The organism is Achromobacter insolitus, assembly GCF_002209555.1.
Lineage (GTDB): Bacteria > Pseudomonadota > Gammaproteobacteria > Burkholderiales > Burkholderiaceae_B > Achromobacter > Achromobacter insolitus.
In genome coordinates this window covers 40,574-67,382 of the sequence record NZ_NJIF01000004.1, presented here as the reverse complement: position 1 = coordinate 67,382, position 26,809 = coordinate 40,574, and the positions used below count along the sequence as shown (strand labels likewise).

26 protein-coding genes, 1 pseudogene and 2 riboswitches are annotated in these 26,809 nt (G+C 65.5%); of the genes and pseudogenes, 17 read left to right on the top strand and 10 right to left on the bottom strand.

Annotated features, from left to right (window positions below; genetic code table 11):
- Positions 1 to 8: 8 nt before the first annotated feature.
- A pseudogene (locus CEY08_RS15400) lies at positions 9 to 308 on the bottom strand (DUF1801 domain-containing protein); the annotation flags it as partial.
- A 124-nt stretch (positions 309 to 432) separates the two neighbouring features.
- Between CEY08_RS15400 and CEY08_RS15395 the strand changes: the two are divergent.
- A complete protein-coding gene (locus CEY08_RS15395; RefSeq protein WP_076814545.1) occupies positions 433 to 1,017 on the top strand; it encodes an SAM-dependent methyltransferase in 585 nt (194 codons plus the stop codon).
- Between the two features lie 34 nt (positions 1,018 to 1,051).
- Here the strand turns inward: CEY08_RS15395 and CEY08_RS15390 are convergent, their stop codons facing one another.
- The 3 genes from CEY08_RS15390 to ppk2 form a co-directional block, all read right to left on the bottom strand.
- Positions 1,052 to 1,498, bottom strand: coding sequence for an SRPBCC family protein (locus tag CEY08_RS15390; protein WP_042794310.1), 447 nt, complete (start codon positions 1,496 to 1,498; stop codon positions 1,052 to 1,054).
- A gap of 147 nt (positions 1,499 to 1,645) precedes the next feature.
- Complete coding sequence (locus tag CEY08_RS15385; RefSeq protein ID WP_042794309.1) at positions 1,646 to 1,900, bottom strand: RNA-binding protein; 255 nt, start codon at positions 1,898 to 1,900, stop codon at positions 1,646 to 1,648.
- A 57-nt stretch (positions 1,901 to 1,957) separates the two neighbouring features.
- Entirely contained in the window at positions 1,958 to 2,779 is an 822-nt protein-coding gene (gene ppk2, locus CEY08_RS15380) for a polyphosphate kinase 2 (protein ID WP_076814543.1), read from the bottom strand.
- A gap of 361 nt (positions 2,780 to 3,140) precedes the next feature.
- On the opposite strand from ppk2, the gene CEY08_RS15375 reads away from it, so the two are divergent.
- The 7 genes from CEY08_RS15375 (at position 3,141) to nadB (ending at position 11,154) form a co-directional block, all read left to right on the top strand.
- Entirely contained in the window at positions 3,141 to 4,688 is a 1,548-nt protein-coding gene (locus CEY08_RS15375; protein WP_076814541.1) for an efflux transporter outer membrane subunit, read from the top strand.
- Positions 4,681 to 5,787 carry an HlyD family secretion protein gene (locus tag CEY08_RS15370; protein WP_063641242.1) on the top strand — a complete coding sequence of 369 codons (1,107 nt, stop codon included), beginning with the start codon at positions 4,681 to 4,683 and terminating at the stop codon, positions 5,785 to 5,787. The genes CEY08_RS15375 and CEY08_RS15370 overlap by 8 nt, the downstream gene beginning before the upstream one ends.
- Positions 5,777 to 6,841, top strand: a complete 1,065-nt coding sequence (locus CEY08_RS15365) for a DUF2955 domain-containing protein (protein ID WP_076814539.1) — start codon at positions 5,777 to 5,779, stop codon at positions 6,839 to 6,841. Before CEY08_RS15370 ends, CEY08_RS15365 begins: the two co-directional genes overlap by 11 nt.
- Before the next feature lie 14 nt (positions 6,842 to 6,855).
- Entirely contained in the window at positions 6,856 to 7,353 is a 498-nt protein-coding gene (locus CEY08_RS15360; protein WP_042794308.1) for a transporter suffix domain-containing protein, read from the top strand.
- 144 nt (positions 7,354 to 7,497) lie between these two features.
- On the top strand, positions 7,498 to 8,286 hold the full coding sequence (locus CEY08_RS15355; protein ID WP_076814537.1) for a PhzF family phenazine biosynthesis protein: 789 nt from the start codon (positions 7,498 to 7,500) through the stop codon (positions 8,284 to 8,286).
- A gap of 146 nt (positions 8,287 to 8,432) precedes the next feature.
- A complete protein-coding gene (gene nadA / locus CEY08_RS15350) occupies positions 8,433 to 9,572 on the top strand; it encodes a quinolinate synthase NadA (RefSeq protein ID WP_076814535.1) in 1,140 nt (379 codons plus the stop codon).
- A 19-nt stretch (positions 9,573 to 9,591) separates the two neighbouring features.
- Positions 9,592 to 11,154: an L-aspartate oxidase gene (gene nadB, locus CEY08_RS15345; protein ID WP_076814533.1), complete on the top strand. Its 1,563-nt coding sequence runs from the start codon at positions 9,592 to 9,594 to the stop codon at positions 11,152 to 11,154.
- 34 nt (positions 11,155 to 11,188) lie between these two features.
- Here the strand turns inward: nadB and CEY08_RS15340 are convergent, their stop codons facing one another.
- Positions 11,189 to 12,043, bottom strand: coding sequence for a helix-turn-helix domain-containing protein (locus tag CEY08_RS15340; RefSeq protein ID WP_076814531.1), 855 nt, complete (start codon positions 12,041 to 12,043; stop codon positions 11,189 to 11,191).
- A 258-nt stretch (positions 12,044 to 12,301) separates the two neighbouring features.
- Here CEY08_RS15340 and CEY08_RS15335 point away from each other — a divergent pair, with 258 nt between their 5' ends.
- Together CEY08_RS15335 and CEY08_RS15330 are read left to right on the top strand one after the other, a co-directional pair.
- Entirely contained in the window at positions 12,302 to 13,084 is a 783-nt protein-coding gene (locus tag CEY08_RS15335; protein WP_076814529.1) for an alpha/beta fold hydrolase, read from the top strand.
- Between the two features lie 66 nt (positions 13,085 to 13,150).
- Positions 13,151 to 14,491: a metal-dependent hydrolase family protein gene (locus tag CEY08_RS15330; RefSeq protein WP_076814527.1), complete on the top strand. Its 1,341-nt coding sequence runs from the start codon at positions 13,151 to 13,153 to the stop codon at positions 14,489 to 14,491.
- 60 nt (positions 14,492 to 14,551) lie between these two features.
- Here CEY08_RS15330 and CEY08_RS15325 read toward each other — a convergent pair whose 3' ends face one another.
- Both CEY08_RS15325 and CEY08_RS15320 read right to left on the bottom strand, forming a co-directional pair.
- Positions 14,552 to 14,914: a type II toxin-antitoxin system RelE/ParE family toxin gene (locus CEY08_RS15325; protein ID WP_232033825.1), complete on the bottom strand. Its 363-nt coding sequence runs from the start codon at positions 14,912 to 14,914 to the stop codon at positions 14,552 to 14,554.
- A gap of 81 nt (positions 14,915 to 14,995) precedes the next feature.
- Complete coding sequence (locus tag CEY08_RS15320; RefSeq protein ID WP_084738572.1) at positions 14,996 to 16,225, bottom strand: D-amino acid dehydrogenase; 1,230 nt, start codon at positions 16,223 to 16,225, stop codon at positions 14,996 to 14,998.
- Between the two features lie 44 nt (positions 16,226 to 16,269).
- A riboswitch (glycine riboswitch) is annotated at positions 16,270 to 16,359 on the bottom strand.
- A 1-nt stretch (position 16,360) separates the two neighbouring features.
- Positions 16,361 to 16,452, bottom strand: a riboswitch (glycine riboswitch).
- A gap of 152 nt (positions 16,453 to 16,604) precedes the next feature.
- Here CEY08_RS15320 and ampC point away from each other — a divergent pair.
- A complete protein-coding gene (gene ampC, locus CEY08_RS15315) occupies positions 16,605 to 17,741 on the top strand; it encodes a class C beta-lactamase (RefSeq protein ID WP_408609584.1) in 1,137 nt (378 codons plus the stop codon).
- Positions 17,742 to 17,757: 16 nt separating this feature from the next.
- Here ampC and CEY08_RS15310 read toward each other — a convergent pair whose 3' ends face one another.
- The 3 genes from CEY08_RS15310 to CEY08_RS15300 form a co-directional block, all read right to left on the bottom strand.
- A complete protein-coding gene (locus tag CEY08_RS15310; protein ID WP_088607739.1) occupies positions 17,758 to 18,753 on the bottom strand; it encodes a 3-hydroxybutyryl-CoA dehydrogenase in 996 nt (331 codons plus the stop codon).
- 16 nt (positions 18,754 to 18,769) lie between these two features.
- A complete protein-coding gene (locus CEY08_RS15305; protein ID WP_076814519.1) occupies positions 18,770 to 19,867 on the bottom strand; it encodes an NAD/NADP octopine/nopaline dehydrogenase family protein in 1,098 nt (365 codons plus the stop codon).
- Between the two features lie 118 nt (positions 19,868 to 19,985).
- Positions 19,986 to 20,996 carry an AraC-like ligand-binding domain-containing protein gene (locus CEY08_RS15300; protein ID WP_232033826.1) on the bottom strand — a complete coding sequence of 337 codons (1,011 nt, stop codon included), beginning with the start codon at positions 20,994 to 20,996 and terminating at the stop codon, positions 19,986 to 19,988.
- A gap of 124 nt (positions 20,997 to 21,120) precedes the next feature.
- Between CEY08_RS15300 and CEY08_RS15295 the strand changes: the two genes are divergently transcribed.
- The 6 genes from CEY08_RS15295 to CEY08_RS15270 all read left to right on the top strand — a co-directional run bounded on the left by CEY08_RS15295 (position 21,121) and on the right by CEY08_RS15270 (position 26,804).
- Positions 21,121 to 22,497, top strand: a complete 1,377-nt coding sequence (locus tag CEY08_RS15295) for a spinster family MFS transporter (RefSeq protein ID WP_063960508.1) — start codon at positions 21,121 to 21,123, stop codon at positions 22,495 to 22,497.
- Positions 22,498 to 22,698: 201 nt separating this feature from the next.
- Complete coding sequence (locus CEY08_RS15290; protein ID WP_076814515.1) at positions 22,699 to 23,556, top strand: DUF2242 domain-containing protein; 858 nt, start codon at positions 22,699 to 22,701, stop codon at positions 23,554 to 23,556.
- A gap of 92 nt (positions 23,557 to 23,648) precedes the next feature.
- Positions 23,649 to 24,074, top strand: a complete 426-nt coding sequence (locus tag CEY08_RS15285; RefSeq protein ID WP_232033827.1) for a CopD family protein — start codon at positions 23,649 to 23,651, stop codon at positions 24,072 to 24,074.
- A 155-nt stretch (positions 24,075 to 24,229) separates the two neighbouring features.
- Positions 24,230 to 25,045 carry a MetQ/NlpA family ABC transporter substrate-binding protein gene (locus CEY08_RS15280; RefSeq protein WP_063960510.1) on the top strand — a complete coding sequence of 272 codons (816 nt, stop codon included), beginning with the start codon at positions 24,230 to 24,232 and terminating at the stop codon, positions 25,043 to 25,045.
- Between the two features lie 15 nt (positions 25,046 to 25,060).
- A complete protein-coding gene (locus CEY08_RS15275; protein ID WP_076814511.1) occupies positions 25,061 to 26,167 on the top strand; it encodes a methionine ABC transporter ATP-binding protein in 1,107 nt (368 codons plus the stop codon).
- A complete protein-coding gene (locus CEY08_RS15270; protein ID WP_042794293.1) occupies positions 26,148 to 26,804 on the top strand; it encodes a methionine ABC transporter permease in 657 nt (218 codons plus the stop codon). Before CEY08_RS15275 ends, CEY08_RS15270 begins: the two co-directional genes overlap by 20 nt.
- The last annotated feature ends 5 nt before the right edge of the window (positions 26,805 to 26,809 follow it).

The following is a 26,809-nucleotide window of genomic DNA, read 5'->3' as shown; positions in this document are numbered from 1 at the left end:
GCCTGAGCTCACATGCGCTCGCCCGGCAGCTCGCTGGCCTGCTTCACCCAGGCCATGAACTGCGCTTCGTCCAATGCGTCGTCCTCGCGGATGTCGAGGTTGCGTGTGTCCTGGCTCTTGGACGGTCCAGGGGGCAGGGGCCGCAGCTTGGCGCCGCGGAAGAACGCCACCTTGACGTACTTGGCGTAGCAATGGATGCCCAGGAACCATCCCTGGCCTTCCACTCCGTATAGCGGCGAATTCCACTTCACTGCCTTGTGCACGCCGGCAACGGCGAGCTCGATCAGCGCGTCCAGGCGGCGGCCGAGTTCGGCAGCACGATCCGCTTGACCTCAAGTCGACTTCAAGTGCAAGACTTGCTGCTTTCTGGCGCGGGCCGGACAGGAATCCTTTCTTGCGGCCGGCCTTGACGAAACCTCTGGGAGTCCAGGAATGTGGGATGAACGCTACGCCGTTGATGAATATGTGTATGGGACGGAACCGAACGCTTTCCTCGCCGAGAACGCGGGGTTGCTGGCCGGACCGGTGCTCAGCCTGGCGGAAGGAGAGGGGCGCAACGCCGTTTTCCTGGCCTGCCTGGGCCTGGATGTGCTGGGCGTGGACGGCTCTGCCGTCGGACTCGCCAAGGCGCACAGGCTGGCGGCCGCGAAGGGCGTGTCGATCCGTACCGAAGCCGCCGATTTGGCCGCGTATGAACCGCCGCCGGAATCGTATGGCGCCGTCGTGTCGATTTTCGCCCACACGCCTAGCCCGGTGCGCAAGAGGCTGCACCGCCTGGTGGAACGGTCCCTCAAACCGGGCGGCATTTTCCTGTTGGAGGCATACCGCAAGGCGCAACTGGGCCGGGGCACGGGCGGCCCCCCTGATGCCGACATGCTCATGGCCCGCGCGGACCTGGAGCAGGACTTTGCGAATTGTCAGGTGTTGCTGTCGCGCGAAATCGAACGGGACGTGGTGGAGGGGATATTCCACACGGGCCCGGCGTGCGTGGTGCAGTTCATTGCAAGAAAGAAGTGACGCCGGGCAAGCCCGGTGTGCCGCATTCCGGCATTCATTCCGGAATTTCCGGCTCCACCAGACGCATCAATTGCGCCAGCGATTCCTGCCAGCCCAGGTAGCACATTTCAGGTGGAATCGCCGCCGGAATGCCCTCTTGCACGATGCTTACCTCCGTGCCGCACGCGACTTGCCGCAAGGTGACGGTGGTCTGCATGCGGCCGGGCAGGTTCGCGTCGTCGAACTGGTCCGAATACCGGATTTTCCGGCCGGGCTCCAGTTCCAGGTACTCCCCGCCAAAGCTGTGGCTGTGGCCGGTGCCGAAATTGCGGAACGACATCTTGTGCATGCCGCCCACCTTGGCGTCGAGCTCATGGACCAGGCAGGTGTAGCCGTAAGGGGGGAGCCAGCGCGCGATCGCGTCGGGCTCCAGGAAAGCCCGGTATATGCGTTCGGCCGGTGCGCGCATCACGCGGTGAAGGGTAACGGTTCCGGTAGTCATGGTGAGTTCGCCTTTCAAAAAAGTTGTGCGTACTGACACGACGTACCAGAGGACTGGAAATCGACAGCGGAAATCCTGGGGGAAACCCTTAGAAAAGCACAATCCGTTGCGATGCGGCCACGGCGCCGCAAGGCCTGATGCGGTCTTTTACTCAATGGGCTCTCGCATGACCAGCGCCGCGATCGTGTGGTTTTTCCAGAACACCTGATGGATCCGGGGCACCAGCACGCGCAGTTCTTCCGGGCTGGCGCCGTCGAAGGTCACCAGGACGGCCGGCCGGTCGCCCGTGCTGGGCACGCGCTGGATGCGGTCGAAGGGCGGAAAGCCATACTTCACCAGGAAACTCCTGATGTCTTCGTCGGAAGTGCTGTCGTCCACATGGTTGATCAGTAGGGCAGCCATGGTCGCTTCTCCTGTGGGAACCGCCGGGCGGGCGAGAATGGGCTCCGCCCGCGCCGCTCAATACTTTGCTGGAACCAGGCGCAGCGGATGCCCCGGATCGCGGTAGCCCCCGGCCTTTTGCCGCTTGGGCAGCTTTACTTTGGCTCGCCGCATGCGCTTGTAGGGAATATGGGCGAGCAGGTGGCTGATGATGTTCAGGCGCACCCGCTTTTTGTCGTCGGACTGCGCCACGAACCATGGCGAAACGCTGGTGTCGGTCGCCGCGAACATGTCGTCGCGGGCGCGCGAGTAGTCGTACCAGCGGCTGTAGGAATCGAGGTCCATCTTGGTCAGCTTCCAGACCTTGCGCTCGTCGGTAATGCGGGCCTGGAGCCTGCGCGTCTGCTCTTCTTCGCTGACTTCAAGCCAATACTTGAGCAGGATGATGCCTGAGCCCACGATCGCCCGTTCGACCAGCGGCACGCCCTTCAGGAATATCTTGACGTCGTCCTTCGTGCAGAACCCCATCACACGCTCGACGCCGGCCCGGTTGTACCAGCTGCGATCGAAGATCACGACCTCGCCCGCCGCGGGTAGATAGGGCAGGTAGCGTTGCATGTACATCTGCGTTTTCTCGCGGTCCGAGGGGGCGGGCAGGGCGATCACCCGGAAGACCCGCGGGCTGACCCGTTCAGTGATCGCCTTGATCGTTCCGCCCTTGCCGGCGCCGTCGCGCCCTTCGAAAATGATGCAGACCTTGGCTCCCGTCTGGCTGACCCATTCCTGGAGCCTGACCAGCTCCACGTGCAGCCGGGCCAGTTCCTCGGCGTACTTTTTGCCGGAGAGCTTGGCCGGCGCCGGCTGCTTGTCCTCTGCTGCTGCCTTCTTCTGAGCTGTCATGATGGCACTCCAGAATCGCTGCGGGGAAACGGTCGGAACACTCGCTTTTTGAATGTAGCGCCAACTTGCCGCGCTTGTACACAAGCCGCTTGGGGGCAGTCTTTTTTGCCGAGACAGGAGCCTCTGGCGGGAAGCGAAAAAGGCCAATAGAATCAACTCGCACGCAAAGTACTGATCGTTCAACCGATGGCATCTCGCTGAGGCGAAAAGGTACCCTTCGATTTTGACCGTCCGGCGCTTGCGCAACCGGCAGTAAAGCCGGACAGTTGCGGCGCGGACCGAGGCGGCCACGCAGCGCCCTGCCTGGATCGGGCTGCGTCGTGGACCATGGCGGTTAGGCTCTTGACGGACCCGTTACCCGATGTCGCCGCTGACTTGTTGGAATCGGCTGCTGCTGATCGGCACGCTGTGCCTGGGTGGTTGCATGCGTGTAGGGCCGGACTTCGAGCCCCAGCGCACAAGCTGGACGGCCGACTGGAGCACGCCCGCGCTGCGGCAGGCCAGTCGCCAGCAATTGCAGCCGGACGCCCGGCAGTGGTGGCAGGTTTTCGAGGATCCCATCCTGGAATACCTGATCTCCCAGGCCGACGCGCACAATGCCGGCCTGCAGATCGCCGGCCTGCGGATCATGGAAGCTCGCGCCCAGCTCGGCATCGCCCAGAGCGGCCGCTATCCGCAGTCCCAGGTGGTCGGCGCCAATGCCCTGTATCAGCACCGGTCCTCGCGCTCGGCCGAAGGCAATCCGCGGCCCAGCAGTTTCTGGCAATACAGCGCCGGGTTCGACATCGGCTGGGAGCTGGACTTCTGGGGGCGTTTCAGCCGCGCCATCGAGTCGGCCGATGCCCTGTACTTCGAGGCCCAGGCCAATCGCGACGACGTGCTGGTGCTGCTGCACGCCCAAGTGGCGGAGAGCTATTACGCGCTGCGGACGGCCGAGGCGCGGCTGCGTATCGCGCGCGAGAACGCCGGCATCCAGAAGCGCAGCTACGAGATCACCCAAAAGCTGTTTCGCAGCGGCGAAACCGACGAACTCGATCTGCAGCAGGCCCGGACGCAGTACTTGAGCACCCTGGGTACCATTCCCGAATTCGAAAGCCAGATCATGCGGACCCGCAACGCCCTGGCCATCCTGATCGGCCGGCCGCCCGGTCCCATGCCCGAGCTGGATGACAAGACGGCGGTCGTTCCGCTGATCGATCGCGCGGTGCTCCAGGACGTGCCCGCCAACCTGTTGTTGCGCCGTCCCGACATCCGGGCCGCGGAACTGCGTATTGCCGCGCAGTCGGCGCAAGTGGGCGTGGCCGAGGCGGACCTCTATCCTTCGCTGACCCTGCTGGGCAGCATTGCCTGGTCGGCCACGTCATTGGCGGGGACGGCGGGTGGCACGGCGCTGCTGGCGGGGCCCGTCCTCAGCTGGAACGTGTTCGACCATGGACGTCTGCAAAATAATGTGCGCGTCCAGGACGCGCGGTTGCAGCAACTGATCGTGGCCTACCAGGACGACGTGCGGCAGGCTGCGCGCGAGGCCGATGATGCGGCCAGCGGCCTGATCAAGGCGCTGGAGCGCGACGGCATCCTGCAACAGTCCGCGCAGGCTGCCGGACGCTCGCTCAACCTGGCCAACGCTCTCTACCGCGAAGGCTATACCGATTTCCAGCGCGTGCTGGACGCGCAGCAGGCGCTCGCGGTCCAGCAGGATGCCTATGTCGTGAACCGCGGGGGCGCGGTCAGCGACCTCATCGCGCTGTACAAGGCGCTCGGAGGAGGGTGGTACAGCCCGGAGCCGGTGCTCGACCCGGCGGCCCGTGAACAGATGCAGCAGCGCACCAATTGGGGCGACCTGCTGTCCGAGCCGGTGCCTGCCGGCGCCGCAGCCTTACCCGCGCAAAAGGTGCGACCCAATGAGTGACACCCCGCCTCCGACTGCCGCGCCCGCGCCGGATCCCGCGAAAAAGGGCGTCCGCTGGGCAGTCTTGCTCATCGTGCTGAGCCTGGCCTGGTATCTGCTGGCCGACCGCTATACCCCGTACACGCAGCAGGCGCGTGTGCAGGCGTTCGTGGTGCCGGTGGCATCCGAAGTGTCAGGACGGGTGACCCGGGTGTATGTGCGCAACAACCAGGACGTCCAGGCCGGCGCGGTTCTGTTCGATGTGGATCCGGAGCATTACCGCATTGCCGTGGACCGCGCCCGCGCCGAACTGGAATCCACGCGCAGGCAGATCGGCGCCAGCACCGCCGGCATCGACTCGGCGCAGGCCTCCTTGCGCGCCGCGCAAGCGAATGAGTTGAAGGCGCGCCAGGACAGCACCCGGCTTGAAAGGCTGTACCGCGAAGACCAGGGAACCGTCTCGCTGCGGCGCCTGGAAATCGCGCGGGCGAACCTGGCGCAGGCCATCAGCCAGGTCGCGGCGGCGCGCGCAGAGGTGCAGCGCGCGCGCGAACAGGAGGGCGGCAGCGAGGAAGACAATGCCAAGCTGCGCAGCGCGGCGGCGGCCCTGGAGAAGGCCGAACTGGACCTGGCCAACACGCAGGTGCGGGCGCGTTCGGCGGGCCTGATTACCGACCTGCGCACCGATACCGGGCAATTCGCCGCCGCCGGCAACCCCGTCATGACGCTGATCGCCATCCATGACGTCTGGATTAGCGCGGAGATGACCGAGAACAACCTGGGCCACGTGGAGCCAGGCACTCCGGTGTCCATTATCCTGGACGCGCTGCCGGGGCAGATTTTCCAGGGCCGTGTGCGCAGCGTGGGATATGGCGTCAATGTCGGACCGGGCACGCCGCCCGGCAGCCTGCCCACGGTGCAGAACAGCCGCGACTGGCTGCGGCCCGCCCAGCGCTTTCCCGTCATCGTGGAGTTCGATCCCGGCGACCTGCCCGTCTTGAGCGGCGTGCGCGTGGGCGGGCAGGCGGAGGTCATGGCGTTTCCCAGTTCAGGCAATCCGCTCAACCTGCTGGGCCGTGTGTACATGCGCTTGATGAGCTGGCTTTCCTATGCGTACTGATCCTGATCCCCGTGGCCAACGCGCCCTGCGCGTGGGCGTGGGAACGGCCTTCTGCGTCGCCATCAGTTTTGGTCTGGACCTGCCCATCCCCATGATCGCGCCGGTGCTGGGCGTGCTGCTGCTGGCTTCGATGAACCGGCCGCTGTCGTTCAAGAGCGGGCTGGGCCTGATGCTGATGGCGCTGCTAGCCACCGCCATCGGCCTGCTGCTGAGCCCGCTGTTGCGCTACTACCCCTTGAGCGGCGTGCTGCTCATAGGCTTGTGCCTGTATTTCGCCTTTCGCCATGGGCTGCGCGGCGGCAACAACCTGTTGTCGACTTTTCTCATCATCGGCCTGACCATGATTTCCGCCGCCGGCACGGTGGATTTCGCGCTGGCCGCCCTGGTGATCGAGGCGCTTGGCAAAGGCCTGTTGGTCGCGGTGCTGGTGCTGGGCGGTTGCCATCTGTTGTTCCCCGAACCATCCGCCGGCCCCGCGCCGCCCGCAGCGCCCGTCCTCCCCGAACTTCAGGCCAGCCGCATGGCCCTGCGTGCCTCGCTCGTCGTGATGCCCGCCTTCCTGCTGGCGCTGACAGACCCGTTGGGATACATGCCCATCATCCTGAAATCGGTCAGCCTGGGACGGCAAACCTGCGTCACCGCGGCGCACGGCGCGGCTCGCGAACTGCTGGGTTCCACCTTGCTGGGCGGCGCGCTTGCCATCCTCTTCTGGTGCGCGCTGAGCCTGTTCGTGAGCCTGTGGATGTTCTTTCTGTGGATGTTGCTGTTCGGCCTGGCGGCCGCGCGCAAGCTGTATCGCCTGAGCCCGACCCGGCACCCGCCCAGCTTCTGGCTGAACACCCTGGTCACGCTCATCATCCTGCTGGGCCAATCGGTGCAGGACAGCGCCGCTGGCAAGGATGTCTATACCGCGTTTGCGGTGCGCATGGGCTTGTTCATCGGTGTCACGCTTTACGCCTGCCTGATGCTGCGCCTGCTTGAATCGCGGACCCGCGGGCAGCCGGGACCAGACCCCGGACACGAAGCTTCAACTGCAGTTCCCTCAGACGCTTGAATCAGGAGGAAGCCATGTCATTGCCAGACGAAACGGCCCAACCCGCGCCCGCGGCGGGATGGCGCTTCAAATGCGGGATCGGACTGTTCATCATTGCCTTCGCGCTGTGGTTCCTCATTCCCGTGGCGGGCTACCTGGACGTGCCGGGCCCGCGCATCGCGGCCCTGACCGGCACCATATTCATCGCCAACAAGGTATTGCTCCTGAGCTGCATCGCCGTCATGGGCAAGGAGGGCTTTCAGCGGCTGAAGTCCATTGTGTTCGGCCACGCGAAGAAACTCGCGCCCGTGCAGAAAGTGGGCCCGGTCCGCCATGCCATCGGCCTGGTCATGTTCTTACTGCCCATCCTGACCTCGGTGCTCGAACCCTACATCGACGAAATGTGGCCGGGCCTGCGGCCCAACCTGTGGCAGGCCCAGCTTGTTGGCGACATCATGCTGATCGCCAGCTTCTTTGTCCTGGGCGGGGACTTCTGGAGCAAGTTGAGGGCGTTGTTTGTGCGGACGGCGTAGGGCCTGTGCAAGGCTCGATTTAGGGTGAACAGGCCCTACCGCAGGGGCCCGGGCGCCTGCTCCATCGTCCGGCCTGGCGGCGTTTCATAGGAAAATGCCGCCAGGCGCTCCAAAGCGCACCCCCACGACCGACCAGGACTCGCCATGCCCCAACTCGATATCTATCAGGTAGACGCTTTCACTGCCGCGCCTTTCGGCGGCAATCCCGCTGCGGTGGTGCCCTTGCAGGCCTGGCTGCCGGACGAAACGCTGCAGCGCATCGCCGAAGAAAACAATCTGTCCGAAACCGCCTACTTCGTGCGCAAGGGGGATATCTATGAACTGCGCTGGTTCACACCCGCGGTGGAGGTGGACCTGTGCGGCCACGCCACGCTGGCGTCGGCCTGGGTGCTGTTCGAGCAGCTAGGCGTGCATGAGGACTTGCTGCGGTTTTCGACGCGCAGCGGTGAGCTGCAGGTGCGCCGCTTGGGCGACCGGCTGGCCATGGATTTTCCGGCCAAGCGGCCCGAAGCCCGGCCGGTTACTGCCGGTCTGTTGCAGGCGCTGGGCCTGCCGGACGCCCAGGCGCTCTACCAGACGGATGATTACCTCGTGATCATCGAGAACTCCGCGCTGATCGATGCCTTGAAACCGGACTTCGCCGCGCTGGCGGCTTTCGACGTGCGCGGCGTGGCGGTGACGGCGCCTTCGACGGAATTCGATTTCGTGTCGCGCTGGTTCGGGCCGCGGGTGGGGGTGAACGAGGATCCGGTAACCGGATCGGCGCACACGTCGCTGGCACCGTACTGGGCAGAGCGCCTGGGCAAGCGCCGGCTGAGCGCGCAGCAGGGCGGAGCGCGCAAGGGCCAGTTGCAGTGCGAGGTGCTGGACAACGGTCGGGTGATCATCAGCGGCCAGGCGGCGTTGTATCTGCGCGGTTCGATCTTCGTATGAAGCCGCAAGACTGCGGTCGGCGAGCGGCTGGGTGAGGGCAAAAAGGGATTGACACGATTTATGCTCAACACTAGCATAAATCGTGCTCTTTTTTTTGACCCTTAAATGCTCAAAATGAGTATAACTTAATGCCAGGAGCCGCGCCCATGGACACCCGTAACCGCCGCTACATCGAATTCGATCTGCCTTCCGCGCCAAGCTGCGCAAGCGCCGTCGGCCAGGCCTGGGCCCGCGTGCCCGAACCGTTGCCGGCCGCCGACCGCGTCGCTTGCGTGGCCCGCATACGAGAACTGCTGGCGCGAGAGCGCGCGGTGCTGGTCGCCCATTACTACGTGGATGCCGAATTGCAGGAACTGGCGGAGCGGACGGGCGGTTGCGTCGGCGACTCCCTGGAGATGGCGCGCTTCGGGCGCGACCACGAGGCTCGCACCTTAGTGGTGGCCGGTGTGCGCTTCATGGGTGAAACGGCCAAGATCCTGAGCCCGGACAAGCGCATCCTGATGCCCGACCTGGATGCGACGTGTTCCCTGGACCTGGGGTGTCCGGCCGCCGATTTCAGCGCCTGGTGCGATGCCCATCCCGACCGCACGGTCGTGGTCTATGCCAACACCAGCGCCGAAGTGAAGGCGCGCGCGGATTGGGTCGTCACCTCGTCCATTGCGCTGGACGTGATCGCCGACCTGCATGCGCGGGGCGAGAAAATCCTGTGGGCGCCGGACCGGCATCTGGGGGACTACGTCCAGCGCCAGACCGGCGCCGACATGCTGCTATGGCAGGGTTCGTGCCTGGTGCATGACGAGTTCAAGGGCACCGAACTGGAGCTGCTGCGAGCCGAGCACCCGCAGGCCAAGGTGCTGGCGCATCCGGAGTCGCCCGCGGCCGTGTTGGCGCAAGCGGACGTGGTGGGTTCGACCACGCAACTGATCGATGCCGCGCGCAAGTTCGACACTGCGCTGCTGATCGTGGCCACCGATCAAGGCATCCTGCACAAGATGCGTGAACTGGCGCCAGGCAAGACTTTCCTCGCCGCGCCGACGGCGGGCGACAGCGCCAGCTGCAAGAGCTGCGCGCAGTGCCCCTGGATGGCGATGAACGCCCTGGCCAATCTGGCCGAGACGCTGGAGCACGGGCGCAACGAGATACTGCTGGATCCGGCGCTGGGCCTGCGCGCCAAGGCGCCGATCGACCGCATGCTGGACTTCGCGGAGCGGCGCAAGCGCCGCGTACAGGCCAGCGGCGACCTGGCGCGTGACATGGCGCTGTATGCCAGCGTCGGGCCCGCCTAGGACTATCGGAGGTTCGCTCATGGAATTCGACGTCATCATCATCGGCAGCGGATTGGCTGGCATGGCCGCGGCGCTGGACCTGGCCCCGCGCAAGCGCGTCGCGCTCGTCTCCAAGGGCGAGTTGCGCGACAGCGCCAGCAACCGCGCCCAGGGCGGCATCGCCGCGCCGCTGGGCGCGGACGACAGCATCGAGGCGCATGTCAACGACACCCTGGTCGCGGGCGCCGGCCTGTGCGACTTGCCGGCCACGCGACACATCATCTCCCGGGCCTGCGGCGCGATTGCCTGGCTGCAGGAGCAGGGCGTCGCGTTCACGCCGGAGCAAGGCGGATTGCATTTGACGCGCGAAGGCGGGCACGGCCTGCGTCGCATCGCGCATGCGGCGGACGCGACCGGCAGCGCCATCGTCGCGGCGCTGGAGGAGCGGGTGCGGCGGCGACCCGGCATCACGCTGCTGCAAGCGCATTGCGCCGTGGACCTGATCCTGGACGGCACCGCAGGTACTGCCGCGGCGCGTTGCCGCGGCGTGCGCTTGCTGGACCTGCGCAGCGGGCGGATCTTCGACGCAGCGGCCGGCCATGTCGTGCTGGCCACGGGCGGCGCGGGGCAGGCATACCAGACGACTACCGCGCCGCCAGCCGCGACCGGCGACGGTATTGCCATGGCCTGGCGCGCGGGCTGCCGGATCGCCAACATGGAGTTCACGCAATTCCATCCTACCGGCCTGCATCATGCGCAGGCGGGCGGATTCCTCATCTCCGAGGCCGTGCGCGGCGAAGGCGGCGTGCTGCGCCTGCCCAACCGCGCGCGTTTCATGCCGGCGCACGATGCGCGCGCCGAGCTGGCGCCGCGCGACATCGTAGCCCGTGCGATCCAGGGCGAAATGGAACGGCATGGGCTGGAGTGCGTGTACCTCGACATCAGCCATCAATCGCCGCAGTTCCTGCGGCAGCACTTTCCCACTATCCAGGCGCGCTGCCGGGCGCTTGGCATCGACATGACGACGACCCCCATCCCGGTTGCGCCCGCCGCGCATTACACCTGCGGCGGCATCGCCGCCGACCCGGCCGGACGCACCAATCTGCCCGGCCTGTACGCGGTGGGCGAGGCCGCCTGCACCGGACTGCACGGCGCCAACCGCCTGGCCAGCAATTCGCTGCTGGAGTGCGTGGTGACGGGACGGGCTGCGGCGCAAGACATACTCGTGCAGAAGCCGGCCGAGGCTCCCCAACGAACGCCGGCGGCCGACGCAATCGCCGTGCCGGCGTCGCCCGATCTGGCCTGGCTGCGGCGCGACCTGCGTCAGCTGATGAGCCGAGACGTGGGCGTGCTGCGCAGCGATGCATCGCTGGCGCGCGCGGCGGCCTTCATTGGTCCGCTGCGAGCACAGACGGAGGCGCGGCTGTTGCGCGAGGGCCTGAGCCTGGAACTGCTGGAGCTGCGCAACTTGGCTCTGGCGGCTGATCTCATCGTGCGGGCGGCGAGTGCGCGGGGAGAAAGTCGGGGGGCGCATTTCAACCGCGATCGTCCGGGCCCGGACGCCGTGGATTTGCGGCTGCGCGCGCCTGCCGCAACCGCGTAGACGCGCGCAGGACGGCTTCCGGCCGCCCCGCGGCTCAGGAAACCCCGGTCAGCAGATGCTGCGCGGCGCCTGTCGCCGCGCGCCTGAAACGCGATGGCGAAACGCCCATGTGTTCGCGGAAGAAGCGGGAGAAATTGCCGGGCGTGGAGAAGCCCAGATCCAGCGCCACCGAAGTCAGGGGCTGTTCCTGGTGCACCAGCAGGCGCACGGCCTCTTCCACGCGCACGGCGCTCCAGAAGACCTGCGGCGTGGTGTTGAGCTGATCACGGAACAGCGCGAAGAAGTGGCCGCGCGACAGGCCCACGCGGCTGGCGACTTCTTCCGCCGTGATCGGCTCGTGGGCGTGTTCGCGCATGTAGGCGATCGCCGCGCGCAGCCGGCGGTCGAGTGCCGGCGCCGCGGGCATCCGGTTGCGCGGCCGATCCGGCTCGATCGACGATTCGATGGCCGCTTGCAGCAGGGCCTCGACCTCGGCGTCCAGATCCGCGCCGGGGTGGTCCTGCGGCGCCACGATCTTGTCCAGCAAGCGCCAACAGCTTTGGCGCACCGCCGCGTCGATGGGCACGCCCGGCGCCGCGAAGTGGAATGGCCGACCGGTGGCTGCCCGCCGTTCGTCCAGCCAGGGCTTGGCGATGTAGAGCACCAGGAAGATGGCCGGTCCCGACCGTTCGAGCAGTCTGGCGTCGTGCGATTCGTACGTATTGGTGCCGAGCGCCAGGTGCTCGCTGTAGGGGACCGGAGTCTGGCCGACATGTCCCTGCACGCGCGCGCCGCCCAGCCACAGGGCCAGCTGCACTTCCGCATGCGCGTGCGCGATCAGGTCGTCGCGCAGTTCCAGCACGACGGCGCGGCCGAACGCGCCTTCGTGCAAGGCGTAAGTCTCCTGCATCTCTGTCTCCCGTTTTTCTTATCGCCTCGTTGCGCAAGCCTGGGCCTGCGTGCGGGCGGGTGCGGCGCTCAGGGAATTTTATGGGCGTTTGCGCGTTTGTCCGCGCTAGGTGTATTCACTAGGCACAAAATCTGACTCTGCGATAAGTCCGCGCACGCGGCGATAAGCGCGCTGCCGCCTGCGCCGATACAGTCCTGAAAAATTGCCGGCGCAATGCCGATGCAAGCAACGACTGTTCAGATAAAAGGAGACGGCAGCATGAGCACCCAACACGTCAACGGCATGGCCGTGGAGATCGACGGCGAAGGGCCGGCACTGTTGTGCATACACGGCCTGGGTGGTTCCTCGAATACCTGGACGCCCGTCATGGGCGCCTTCGACGGGTTCCGCGTGATCCGTCCGGACCTGCCGGGCAGCGCGCGCTCGGCGCTGGGCGAAAAACGCCTGTCTATCGCTACCTACGTGGACACGATGGCCGGCCTGCTGGACGCATTGGATATCGATGTGGCGCATGTCGCCGCGCATTCGCTCGGAACGGTGGTGGCCCAGCATCTTGCCGTGGCCCATCCTGGCAGGGTCAAGTCGCTGGCGCTGTTCGGACCGTTGGCCGCGCCGCCGGATGCGGGCCGGCCCGGCATTCGCGCGCGGGCGGAGCTGGCGCGTGGTGGCAGCGCGGCGATCCAGGAAATCGCAGACGCCATCGTCAAGGGCGCAACCAGCGCGCAAACCAGGCAGAGCCAGCCCGCCGTGCTGGCACTGGTGCGTGAGAGCGTGATGCGTCAGCCTCCGGAAGGCTATGCGCAAAGCTGCGAGGCGCTGGCTGACGCGCAGCCGGCAGCCGTCGAGACGATCAGCGTCCCGGCTTTGCTCGTGACCGGCGACCAGGACGGCGTGGCACCGCCCGCGAATGTGCAGGCGCTTGCTGCACGCCTGGCCGGCAGCCGCCAGATCGTGCTGAAGGACTGCGGCCACTGGACCACCTACGAAAAACCCCAGGCCTGCGCAGAGGCCTTGCGGGAGTTTTACGCAGCGTTGCGTTAAGCAACGTTTTTCCTGGCGTTTCAACATAAGAAATCGGCCCGCGCGACGGGCCGGAGGAGACTTGTCATGTCCAGCATTGCCATAATCAATGTCGCCATCTTCGACGGCAGCGGTGCGGAAGCCTATCCTGGTGAGGTTCTCATCGAAGGGGCGCGCATCTCCCAGGTCGCGCGCGCGCCCCAACAGGTGAGCAGGGATGGCGCGCGTGTCATCGACGGGAAGGGACGCTTCCTGATGCCCGGCATGACCGAAGCGCACACGCATTTTTCCTGGAACGACCAGCCTTCGCTGGCCGCCATTCAGTTCATGCCGCCGGAAGAGCACATCCTCTGGTGCGTGCGCGTGGCCAAACGTTACCTGGATATGGGCTGGACTTCGGCCATAGGCGCGGCCGCGGCCAAGCCTCGGCTGGACGTGGTGCTGCGCAACGCCATCAATGCCGGAGAATGCCCCGGGCCGCGCTACCTGGCGGGCAGCCAGGAAATCACCACGATTGGCGCGCTTGGCGACAATTCGCTGCCGCACATGCCATTCGACGAGCTGAGCTTCGGCAGTGTGTGCTGCGGCCCGGAAGAGATCAGGCGCTCGGCGCGCACCTTCATTAAATACGGCGTCGACCACCTGAAGATCAACTTGTCAGGCGAGTACATCGCCGGGCTGCCGGCCGAGATGTCGCCCTTCGCCGAGGACGAGATCGCCATGCTGGCTGGCGAAGCGAAGCGCTACGGCAAGCGCGTCGCCGCGCATGCCCGCTCCAGCGAGTCGGTCAAGCAATGCGTGCGCCACGGCATCGAGATGATCTATCACGCCAGCTTTGCCGACGAAGAGGCGCTCGACATGCTGGAAGCCAACAAGGACCGTCACTTCGTCGCGCCCGGCATAGGCTGGCTGATCCGCACCGCGTTCAACGCTTCGGAATATGGCATTACGCCCGCCATCGCCGAACAAATGGGCTACAAGCGCGAACTGGAAATCGCCTCGGAGTCACTGCGCAAGATGCACCAGCGCGGCATTCGCATCCTGCCCGGCGGCGACTACGGCTTTGCCTGGATGCCCCACGGCACCAATGCCCGCGACCTCCAGTACTTCGTCGATTACATCGGCATGACCCCGGCCGAGGCGCTGATGTCCGCCACCCGGTTGGGCGGCGAGATCATGCAACGGCCGGACGAGCTGGGCATGCTGCGCCCAGGCTACCTGGCGGACGTGGTCATGGTCGACGGCGATCCGTTGAAGGACCTGTCGCTGTTGGTCGATCCGGACAGGATAGTCCTGGTGATGAAGGAGGGGCAGGTGTGCAAGAGCAATGGTGTGTATGGCCAGAACAGTACGGTGGAGCCGAATTCCTCCATGTTTGTCTCCGCGGGTGATAAGAATAGGAAGGAGACCGCGCTGGCCGAAAACTAAGCTGTGCCAGAGCACCCGTTTTTCGCAATGCTCTTACGCGGCGAGTTGGCGATCTGATTCTTATGGCCTGAGTATCCGCACAGGTCGCCTGCTCAACTTAGTCTGGAAGTCCTGGCGCGCGTCGCAACTGATGTGGATGTATATCTTGTCGTCAATCACTTCGTAGATGACGCGATTCTTTACCGCGAAAATTTCCAGAAAGTGGGTGGCTGGAAGTTCCTGCAGCGCGTGTCCTGCAAACAGAAGCTGCTCGAGATTCAGGATCGCCTTTTTGATCTTGGAATAGGCGCTCAGCCACGTGGTTTGCGTGAAGCGCTTGCGGATGTGGCGTCGAATTTCATGAAGGTCGTCTACGGCTGATTGAAGAAAGACAACCTTGTGCGCGAGCAACTGGAGCAGAGCCATCGCCTGTTCCTGCTTCATAGGACATATCTCCGAGCAGAAACATCGGGAGGACTAATTATGGTCTGAATTTAGCCCTGCCCAGGCGCCGCGCCCATCCGCTCAAGCCTCGCCCACCCCTTCCTGCACGCTCGCCGCCAGCATCTGCGCTGTCGCCGCTGACAAGGTCCACCCCAGATGCCCGTGTCCCGTGTTGTAGAACACGCCTGGCCGCTTTCCAGGGCCGACGCGGGGCATCATGCTGGGGGTCATGGGGCGAAGTCCGCACCAGGGCACCACGCGCGAGGTGCGGACGCCGGGGAAGTGCTTGCGGGTCCAGTCCACCAGCGGCTGTACGCGTTCGGCGCGAATGTCCATGTTGAACCCGTTGAACTCGGCCGTGCCAGCCACGCGGAAGCGGTCGCCCAGCCGACTGGTGACGATCTTGGCGGCCTCGTCCAGCAGGCTGACACGGGGCGCGGCAGCCTGGCTCGCCGCGTCGTCCAGGTGCACGCTGATGGAGTAGCCCTTGACGGGGTAGATGTTGACCGTGTCGCCCAGCTGTTTCGCGAATTGCCGGCTGACGGCGCCGGCGCAGACGACGATGGCGTCGGCTTCGTGTTGTTCGCGGCGGGAGCCGCCCTCGCGCGCGACGTCGAGCACGTACGGCGCGCCGTCCACGCTGATGTTGCGGATGTCGGCATCCTGAGCGAAGCGCACGCCCCGGCGTTCGCAAGCGCGCGCCAGGCCGCTGGTGAACTTGTGGATGTCGCCCGTGGCGTCGGACGGCGTGTAGAAGCCGCCGTAGCAGGTGGTCGTCAATGTGGGTTCGATGTTGCGCGCTTCTTCGGGCGATACCGCGTAGCGCTCCAGCCCGCCTTCCTGCAACAAGGCATTGGCGCGGCGCGCGGTCTCGAAGCTGGCGGCGTCGTGATAGATGTGCAGGATGCCGCGGCGCTCCAGGTCGAAATCGATGCCTTCTTCTTCGGCCATGGCATATAGGTGTTGGCGCGCGGCGATGGCCAGCCGGGTGGTCTCGATGGTGTTGCGGCGGTAGTGGGGGATCTGCCCGATGAATTGCGCCAGCCAGGAATACTTGTGCCAGCTGAATCTGGGATTGAGCAGCAGCGGCGCGTTATGCCGGCCGAGCCAGCGCAGGCCCTTCATGACGGTGGCGGTGCTGTTCCAGACTTCGGCGTTGCTGGCCGACAACTGGCCGCCGTTGGCGTAGGAGGTCTCCATGGCGGGATAGCGCTGGCGGTCGTAGACGGTGACGTGGTATCCCAGTTTGCTCAGGGCATAGGCGGACGTGACGCCGGTGATACCGGCGCCAATGATGGCGATGCGGGGCAATCTGGCTCCAGATTGAGTGGCCGCGGCCACCCGGCCGCAGCACCCCATCTGTCTCTGTACCTGAGAGCTTCACCCGCGGCGCGGGCGGCGGCGGGTTCCCCTTCGGTGGGCGCATCGCGCCTCTCTCCAGATTGTCTAGACCGCGCAGTCCTGTTTGCCTGAGAGTTTCCGGGGCGGTTGCTCCGTCGGCGCCTGTCGCTGGGGCAGGTCTCTTCTGCGAGGTTTTGGATCGACGAGCCGAGAATAGCCAAAATCCCCAGGAATGAGACCAAGGGTTAGTACCAATGGGACACCGCGCCGCGTTACGATGCACGCGCGCCGCCGTTGCGGCGCCACGGATTCGACACGACAGGGAATGACGAGAATGCGCTTGAACAGCATGCTGCGCACGGGATGGTTTGCGCTGATGATCGGCGGCAGCGCACTGGCGCAGGCCGGCCAGGCCGACGCGGACCGCAAGATCGACGAGGCGGTCCAGGCCGTCATGCGCGAACACGACATCCCCGCGATGTCGATCGCCGTGACCCAGGACGGCACGCAGCGCTTCTACAACTACGGCGTGGCGTCCAGGGAAACGGGCAAGCCCGCCGGCAGCGACACGCTCTACGAGGTCGGGTCCATCAGCAAGACCTACACGGCGACCCTGGCGGCCTATGCACAGGCGCGCGGCCGCCTGGCCCTGGGCGACAGCCCGGCCAAGTTCCTGCCCGAACTCGCCGGCAGCGACTTCGCCAAACTGAGCCTGATCAACCTGGGCACGCATACGACCGGCGGCTTCCCCTTGCAGGTGCCCGACGCCATCAAGAACCAGGCGCAGCTGATGGCTTATCTCAAGAACTGGAAGCCCGAGCATCCCGCCGGCACGTACCGTACCTACGCCAACCCCAGCATCGGCATGCTGGGCGTGGTCGCCGCCAAGAGCCTGAACCAGCCGTTCAAGGCGGCGATGGAGCGGGACCTGTTTCCCAAGCTGGGCCTGACCAGCACCTACATCGACGTGCCCGCCGCGCGAATGGCAGACTATGCGCAGGGCTACAACAAGCAAAATGCGCCCGTGCGCGTGAATCCGGGCGTGCTGGCGGACGAGGCCTACGGCGTGAAGACCAGCGCGCGCGACCTGATCCGCTTTGTCGACGCGAACATGGGCTTGAACGTCACCAATGCCGAACTACGCGATGCGATCGGGCAGACGCACGTCGGCTATTACCAACTGGGCGACATGGTCCAGGACCTGGCCTGGGAACAACTGCGCTATCCGGCGACGCTGGACGCCTTGCTGACGGCCAATGCCGGCAACTACAACAGCCAGAGCCAGCCGGTGGCCGCGTTGAACCCGCCGCTGCCGCCGCAGCAAGCCGTGTGGATCAACAAGACGGGCTCGACCAACGGTTTCGGCGGCTATGTGGCGTTCGTGCCGTCCAAGCGCCTGGGCATCGTGATACTGGCCAACCGCAACTATCCGAACGAGGCCAGGGTCCGGCTGGCGTACCGGATCCTGGGCGAATTGGACAAGTAGGCGCGCAGGCCCTGGGCTAGCGTGCAGGCGGCTGCCGCGCCGCGTCGTAGCGGGGCAGCAGCTCCATCACTTCCAGCCGCTTGCATAGCTGCGCCAGCCGCTCCATCTTGTAGGCGTTCACGTCCATGCCGGCATAGTCGTAGAAGCCCTGGCCGTCGCGCAGTCCGTTGCGCCCTTGTTCCATGTTGCGGGCGATGACGGCGGGCGAGGCGAAGCGCGGATCGATGGCGTCGGCGAGATAGCGCGAGGCGTAGTAGAGGATGTCGCCGCCGCCCCAGTCTATGAATTCCAGCAGTCCCAGGACCGAGAAGCGCAGGCCGAAGCCCAGGCGCACGGCCGTGTCGATGTCTTCGGCGCTGGCTACGCCTTCCTCGACCATGCGGGCCGCTTCGTTCATGGCCAGCGCCTGGATGCGCGGCACGATGTAGCCGGCGGCGGGGGCGCATTGCACCGGCTTCTTGCCCGCCTGGCGCAGCAATTCCATCAAGCCCTGCGTCGCGGCATCGCTGGTCTGGGGGCCGCGGCTCACCTCCACCAGCGGTATCAGGTAGGCGGGGTTGAGCCAGTGCGCGTTCAGGAAGCGTTGTGGGTCTTGCACCAGCTCTGCCAGCTCGGTAACCAGAAAGGTGGACGTGGTGGATGCGATGATGGTGTCGGGCGCGCAGGCCGATCCCAGCCACAGAAAGGCGTCGCGCTTGGCGTCCAGGCGTTCTGGCACGGCTTCGAACACCGCGCGCGCCTGCCGCAGGTCTGCTTGCGCATCCTCGCGCGAGCATAGATGCACGCGCGCCAGCGCAATCTCCGCTTGGGCGGCATCGAGCAAGCCCAGCCTGGACAGGATGGCGAGCTCGCGGCGCAGATCGTCCCGCACGCGAGCAAAGTACTCGGCCTGCTCGGCGGCCGTGCGCGGCTTGATATCTATCAGTGTGACGTCCAGGCCGGCATGGATGTATGACAGCGTGATGCCCACGCCCATGCGGCCGGCGCCGATCACGCACAGTGTTTGGTTCATGGCTTGCATCCTTGTATCAGCAGCCTTCAGCCAGCAGTTTGCGCATATCGTCGCGCGACAGGCGGTCCAGGCCCAGGCGTTCCAGCGTGCGGCCTTCGGCATAGAGGTCACGGCCGGTAACGGCGCTGGCCAGGCTCAGGAGTCCTTGCGCCACGGGGGTGGGTACGCCCGCCCAACGGCCGGCGGATACCAGGAATGACAGGCCCAACCGCGTGTCCTCGAGCATGTAGCGGTGGGTGTGCAGATCGATGTCTTCGCGCCAATCCCCGCTGTCGGTGAGCCTGCCATGGGCGCCGCGGCCGTACATCCATTCGTCGCCTTCGGCGGCGTAGTGGTCGGACAATGGATAGTGAGGGGCGGCATAGCCCAGGGCCACGCGAATGGCAATGCGCTCCGCGTCCAGCGCGTCGGTCACGCGCCGTATGGAGGCTTGGGTGCCTTCGTTGTGGATGTCCCACTTGTCGAAGTGTTCGAGCGGACCCGCGTTCATCATGATGAGCGGAGGGTGGATGATGGGACCGGCATTCATCAGTGCGCCGGAAAGCCCGTCTTCTATGGGTTCGATGCTGGCGTAGGCGCGCTGGACGACCGCCAGCGCGTGCTCCGACAACCGGCGCGGGAACACACCCGTGGGCAGGCGAGTGGCGTAGCCGCTGATCACGACCCTGTCGCCGTGCTTGCGTGCCAGGTAGGGCAGGGTGCCGGTTTCAGCGAAGGCGGTATCGGCGGCATTGCCTGCATCCTGCATGGCGCGGGCGAAGACGTAGCAGCCGAAAGTGCCCGGCGGCAGGAACACGACCTGGCCGTCGCGCAACAGCGGGGCCAATGCCTGGGCCAGCGCCTCGTGCGTGGTGGACGGCAGGGGAATGACGAGTAGCTCGGCATCGGCCGCCGCCGCGGCCAGGTCGCGGACCAGCTCCAATTGCCGCGGTCCTACTCCCAGCGGGATCTGGCGCGTGCCGCGGTGGTCGGTGACGGTCAGCGCGCCGGCGTCCCGCAGCCCCTGGAACGCCGCCCAGTCGCGGCGCCACCAGCGCACTTGATGGCCTTTTTCACACAGGTCGGCCGCTGCCGCGTAGCAGCCGTGGCCGCCGCCTATGACGCTGATTCTCATGGTCAAGCTCCGTCTTTTGGAGCTTTGATCCTAGCGTCGGCGGGCAGGCGAGGCTGCGCTGAACGCGCAAGCGACGTTCCGATCCGGCAAGCGAATAAAGACGTGGCCGGGCTGCTGCTTACTGCCTGCCCTGGCGCAGGGTATCCGACGGCAGGCAGCCGTAGCGCTTGCGGTAATGGGTGGCGAAATGCCCGAAGCTGGAGATGCCATGCCGCAACAGGATGTCGGTGACGCTGTCGCCCTCGCAGGCCTGCTCCAGCGCCGTGTGCACCAGGGCCAGCCGCTGGCTGCGCACGTAATCGCTGGGACTTTGCTTCAGGAACTGCGCGAAGCCGTTTTGCAGCGTGCGCACGGAAACGCCACAGTGCGCGGCCAGGTCCGACAGGGAGATGGTTTCGGCAAGATGGCTTTCGATGTAGTCGCGCGCGCGGCGCACGTGCATGGGCAGCGGCTGGCGGCGGCCTGCCTGCAAGGCTTCGGAATAATTGTGCGGCAACTGGGTCAGCAGCAGTGTCAGCAGATAGTCCGAGAATCCGGAGGCCAGCGTCTGGGTGACGCCTTCGATGGCGGGATGCCGGTACAGCCGGCATAGATAGTCAAGCGTTTCACGCACCGCGAGCGGCCCCGGGGCGTTCGCATCCATCTGCAGGTCGAAGACCAGGGCCTGTTTGAGGGGGCGTTCGAGCAGCCGTTGCAGCTGGCGTTCCAGCGCCTCGCGCTCGATGCGCAGGATCAGGTTGCGGCAATCGCGGCCGATGCGGATCACGCTGCGTTCGGACGGCGATGAAATGGTCAGGCTGCCGGCGTTCATGGTGGCGCTGCGCTTGCCCAGCGTGATCAGCCCGGAGCCTTGCAGCGTAATGCGGATGAGGTAGTAGCTGGCGATGTCGCCGGCATCGATCTCGACTTCGGCGCCGTAGTGCAGGTCGAACAGCGCCGCATTGCCGAAGAACACGCCATACAGGCGGGACTGCAGGGGTTTTCCCGGAGGGACGCACATGCGGTGCGACCACAGGTGCTGGCTGACCTGATCCTTGATCTCGGCGATGTTGCCCGAATCCAGCAAGCAATGGCGGTCCAGCGGATTGGTGTCGTTGAACATGCTTTCCTGCGCAGCGGGAACAGTCATTGCGCCCGGCGTATAGAGGCCGGCCGCGCAAAGACCTACAAAAGATGGGCCTGCAAGCAAGTGAGGCGCCACCCGGCCCGTTGGGCGCCGGGCAGATCTCACCACCATACAAGGGAAACAAACCATGACTGACGGCAGCCCGCGGCACGGATCGAAACCTAGCTACGCCTACGAGTGGTACGTCGTGGTGATATGCATGCTAGCGTACATATTTTCCTTCGTCGACAGGCAGATCCTTGCGCTGATGATCGAACCGATCAAGCACGATCTGCAATTGTCGGACACGCAGTTCAGCCTGCTGCACGGCCTGGCGTTCTCCTTGTTCTACGCCTTCATGGGCATCCCCATCGCCCTGTTGGCGGACCGCTATTCGCGGCCGAGGATCATCGCGATCGGCGTGGCGTTCTGGAGCCTGGCCACGGCGGCCTGTGGCCTGTCGCGCAATTTCGCGCAGATGTTCCTGGCGCGCATCGGCGTGGGCGTGGGGGAGGCCGCCCTGTCGCCCGCTACATACTCGATGCTTAGCGACATGTTTCCGCGGGAAAAACTGGGGCGGGCTGTCGGGGTCTATTCGATCGGTTCGTTCATTGGCGGCGGCATGGCCTTTCTGATTGGCGGCTATGTCATCGATCTGCTCAAGAGCGTGGACACCGTCACCTTGCCTGGGGCAGGGACGATGCGGCCTTGGCAGGTGACCTTCTTCATCGTGGGGCTGCCCGGGTTGCTGATTGCCTTGCTTATCCTCTTGACGGTGCGCGATCCGCAGCGGCTGGGGTTGCGGCGCAATGCCGCGGGGCAGGTCGAGAAGCCCGCCATGAAGGATACCTGGCGCTTCCTGGGCCGGCACCGCGGCACCTTCTTTTGCCACTACCTTGGCTTCTCTTTCTATGCGATGGTGCTGTTCGCGCTACTGGGTTGGACGCCGGCGTTCTATATGCGCAGATTCGGCATGTCGCCCGTGGAGGCAGGCTACATGTTGGGGGCGGTGGTGCTGGTTGCCAATACCGCCGGGGTATTCTGCGGCGGCTGGCTGATGGATTGGCTGGCCAGGCGCGGCTACAGCGATGCGCCCCTGCGCGCCGGCGTGATCGGCGCGGCGGGCATGGCGTTGCCGGCGGTGATATTCACGCAGGTGGATTCCTTGTGGCTGTCGGTCGGGCTGCTGTTGCCCGCCATGTTTTTCGCATCGTTTCCCATGCCGACCTCAACGGCCGCGATGCAGATACTTCCTCCCAATCAGTTGCGCGCCCAGGTGTCTGCGCTGTTCCTGCTGATCTCCAACCTGATCGGACTGGGCCTGGGCACGACTGCGGTGGCCATGCTGACCGACCGGTTGTTCATGAGTCCGGCAGCGGTGGGGCAGTCGCTGTCCGTGCTGGTCGGCGCGGCCACGGTGCTGTGCATTGCCTTGCTCGCCGCCGGTTGCAAGCATTACCGGCGCAGCCTGAACCTGGAAGCGCACGAGATTCGGCCATTGGAAACCGCGCGCGTCTCACCCTGAAGGCGGTCGAGGGGCCGCGATACGGCCCTTTTTTTAATCCTGTTACCTCTGCGTTGAACTCCACATTCCTCGTAAAGGAAATGGTGCCGGGGATGCGCTATAACAACCGCTTTAAGCTTCACGATTCCGCGCCGGACGCGGTGCGCGGGCCGCCATCGCGGCGGACCATGCCGCACGCCGTCCCAAGCCGGACCCCAATTCATGTCCCGAGTTCTCCGCTGTCCATCCCCGGTCCTGTTCGTAGTCCTGATGGGCGTCCTGGCGGGATGCTCATCCCCGAAGCCCGAGTTCGAAAAAGAAGATTTCACCCAGAGCGACACCTACTCGCGCACGGTCCCTGCGAGCAACGTGGCGGCCTGCGATGCCGGGCGCCGCGCCTTGCTGAGCCAGGGCTACAACATCGACAAGTTCGAAGGTTCACGCGTCACCGGACACAAGAATTTCCAGGATGAGGACGGACAGCATACGCAGATCGCCTTCAACATCGAATGCGCCTCCGACGGCAGTTCGAACGAGCGGGCCACTGTGTTCGCCAATGCAGTGCAGGACCGCTACTCGATCAAGCGCACCGCCAGCTCGGCCAGCGTGGGCGTAAGCGTGCTGGGCCAGGTGTCCATGCCATTTGGCTCCAGCGACGACTCGCTCGTGAAGACGGGCAGCCAGACGGTTGCGCGGCCCAAATTCTACGAAGGGTTCTTCCAGCTGCTCCAGCGTTTCCTGCCCGATGCGCAGGCCGCCGCCGCGCCGCAGACGCCGGTGGGCAGCCGCGCCAAGGGGCAGCCGAAGGTCGTGCCGCCCGAACCGGCGGAATCGCCAGACAAACCGGCCGACACCCTGAATCCGGCCGCAGCTTCGGGCGCCGGCGAATCCGCCAAGCCCCCAGCGGCAGCCAACGCAAGTCCAGCCCCGGGCCAGTCGGCGCCGGCTGGCGCCAGTTCGCCCGCAGCCGCCGGGACCGCCGCGCCCACCTCCGCCGCGCCTCCCGTTGCCCCCGCTCCTGGCGCGCCCGCGTCGACTCCCGCGACGCCTGCGCCGGCCAGTCCCGAGACGGCTAAATAAGGCCGCGGCGCCGCGCCGGGTTGCCGTAGCGCAAGCCGATGCGTGCCGCCCATGCGCGGCCCGGTCCGCGTCCGGCGATAATGCCGGTCATCATGACCTATCAACTCCTGAAAATGCTCCACGTCGCGGCCGTGGTCGCCTGGCTGGGCGGATCGCTGTTCGTGTCGCTGTTCCTGCTGTCCTCGCAACCCCAGGACAGCGATGAAGCCCCGAAAGAACGCAAGATGCTGGGGGCCTTGCGCCGCTGGACGCTGTGCGTGACCACTCCCGCGATGGTGTTGACCTGGCTGGTCGGGCTGCACCTGGCCATGACTTTCGGCTGGTTCGCCATGACCTGGATCTGGGTCAAGGTAGCCTTCGCGCTGGCGTTGTCGGCGCTGCTCGGTATCCAGAGCGCGGCCTTGCGCCGCATGGCCAATGGCAGCGCCAAGCGTCCGCCGCTGGTGGACCTGTATGCGCCGTTCACGGTCATCGCTTCCGCCGTCATCGTCACGCTGGTGGTCGTCAAACCCTTTTGAACCGCGCGGCAGGGCACTACCCGGGAGCATATGCCTTGCCGCCATAACCAAACGCCCCTGTAATAAGGACTCAACGAACTATTCGTTCGCGCGGTTCATCCCCCTCCCTAGAATCGTCTCTCTCATAACCGCATAGCCTGAGAGGCGATTCCAATATGACTTCCCGTTTCTTCAAGCGCCTGCTGGGCGCGGTGCTGGCTTCGGCGGCAATGTTCCATGGCCCGGCGTTCTCCGCCGATCCCAAGCCCCTCAAGGTGGGCGTGCGCGGCGGCGTCGACGAGCAGATCTGGGAAGTGGTGGCCCAGGTCGCCAAGAAGAACGGCCTGGCCGTCGAACCCGTGGTGATTACCGGCACCGCCAGCCCCAACGAGGCGCTCAACAACGGTGACCTCAATGCCAACGCCTTCCAGCACATCCCTTTCCTGAACGATCAGATCAAGCAGCGCGGCTACAAGCTCGTGCCGGTTGCCAACACGCTGATCTCGCCAATCGCGTTCTATTCCAGGAAGTACAAATCGCTGAAGGATCTGCCCGACGGCGCCCGGATCGGCATTCCCAATGACCCCAGCAACCAGACGCGCGCGTTGGTCATCCTGCGCGACCAGGGCCTGATCACGCTCAAGGACGGATTCGATCCGGCCACTGGCACGGCCACCTTGGCGGACGTGACCTCCAATCCCAAAAAGCTCAACTTCGTGGAAAGCGCGTCCGTGGTGCTGGCGCGTTCGCTGCCGGACGTGGACACCGCGGCCATCGTCAACAGCTTTGCCTATCAGGCCGGGTTGATCGCCACGCGCGACGGCATCGCGGTGGAGAAGAAGGAAAACAACCCCTACGTGAACATTATCGCGGTGCGCGAACAGGATAAAAACGCGCCCTGGGTGCCCGAACTGGTCAAGGCCTATCACTCCGAGGAGGTGCGCCAGTTCATCCTGAGCAAGTACGAAGGTTCGGTCATTCCGGTGTTCTGAAGTTGGAACCGGGCAATGATGCAACACGAATTTTCCCTGGCGGAAATAGCCGACGCCGCGTCGCGAGTCCAGACCGACGACGCGCACATCGTCTTTGACGGCCTGCAAAAGCGCTACGAGGGCGCGCAAGGACCGGTGGCCGCGCTGTCCGACGTGTCCTTCTCCATCGCCCGCGGCGAGGTGTTCGGCATCATCGGGCGCAGCGGGGCGGGCAAGTCCACGCTGCTGCGTTCCATCAACATGCTGGAGCGGCCCAGCGCCGGCCGGGTGCTGGTTGACGGAGTCGATGTCGGAGGCCTGGACGAGAACGCATTGGTGGGACTGCGCCGCCGCATCGGCATGATCTTCCAGCACTTCAACCTGCTGTCGGCCAAGACGGTGGCCGAGAACGTGGCCTTGCCGCTGCGCGTGGCCGGCGTGAAGCCTGCGGCCGCGCGGGCGCGGGCGGACGAACTCCTGGAGCTCGTCGGGCTGCGCGACAAGGCGGACGTCTATCCGGCGAAGCTGTCCGGCGGCCAGAAGCAGCGTGTCGGCATCGCCCGGGCACTGGTGCACGAACCGGAAATCCTGCTGTGCGACGAAGCGACCTCGGCGCTGGATCCCGAGACCACGCAATCGATCCTGGCCTTGCTGCTGGACATCAATCGCAAGCTGGGCCTGACGGTGGTGCTGATCACGCACGATATGGCCGTAATCCGCGAGGTCTGCCACAAAGTGCTGGTGCTGGACAGCGGGCGCAAGGTCGAGGAAGGCGAAGTCTGGCGCGTGTTCGGCAATCCCCAGGCGGATGCCACGCGGGCCCTGCTGCGGCCTTTGCAGCACGATTTGCCGACGGATCTTGCGGCCAGACTCGTGCCGGATCTCCAGGGGCGCGAGGGCGTGGCCGTATTGCGGCTGCGCTTCACGGGGCAGGGGCGGCCGGATGGCGTGTCCTTGCAGGCGCTGGCGGCGCTCGGCCCCGGCGCGACGTTGCTGCATGGCGGCCTGGACCGCCTGCGCGGCCACGCGCAGGGCAGCCTGCTGGTGTCGGTGCCCGCAGGCGCTTTACAGGAAGAGGCCGCGCGGGCAGCGCTGGTGGCCGATCAAATCAAGGTGCTGGGTTATGTCGTTGCCGATGCTTGATAAATACCTGCAGGCCTTCCTGCAAACGCTCGCCATGGTGAGCGTGTCCGCCGCCATCGCCATCGTGCTCGGCCTGGCGCTGGCGCTGGTGCTGACCGTTACCGCGCCCGGCAACCTGTATCCCAGGCCGCGCTTCAACAAGGTCTTGTCGGTGACGGTGAATACCTTCCGCGCCATCCCGTTCATTATCCTGCTGGTGGCGATGCTGCCGTTTACGCGGTTCCTCGTGGGCACCACGCTGGGCACCTGGGCCGCCATCGTGCCCTTGTCCGCCAATCTGGTGCCGTTCTTCGCGCGCATCGCGCAGGTCAGCTTGAACGACGTGGACCACGGCCTGGTGGAAGCCGCCAGGGCCATGGGGTGCCGCCGCCGGCATATCGTGCGGCACGTGCTGTTGCCGGAAGCCCTGCCGGGCATCATCGGCGGCATGACCGTCAGTGTCATCGCCATGATCAATGCTTCGGCCATGGCCGGAGCAGTCGGTGCCGGCGGCCTGGGCGACCTGGCGATCCGCTATGGCTATGAGCGCTACGAGACGCGCGTGATGTTCGAGGTGATCGTGATCCTGATCGCGCTGGTGTCCGTTGTGCAATTCACCGGCGAATGGCTGTCGCGCCGCGCCGACCACAAACGCTGATTCCA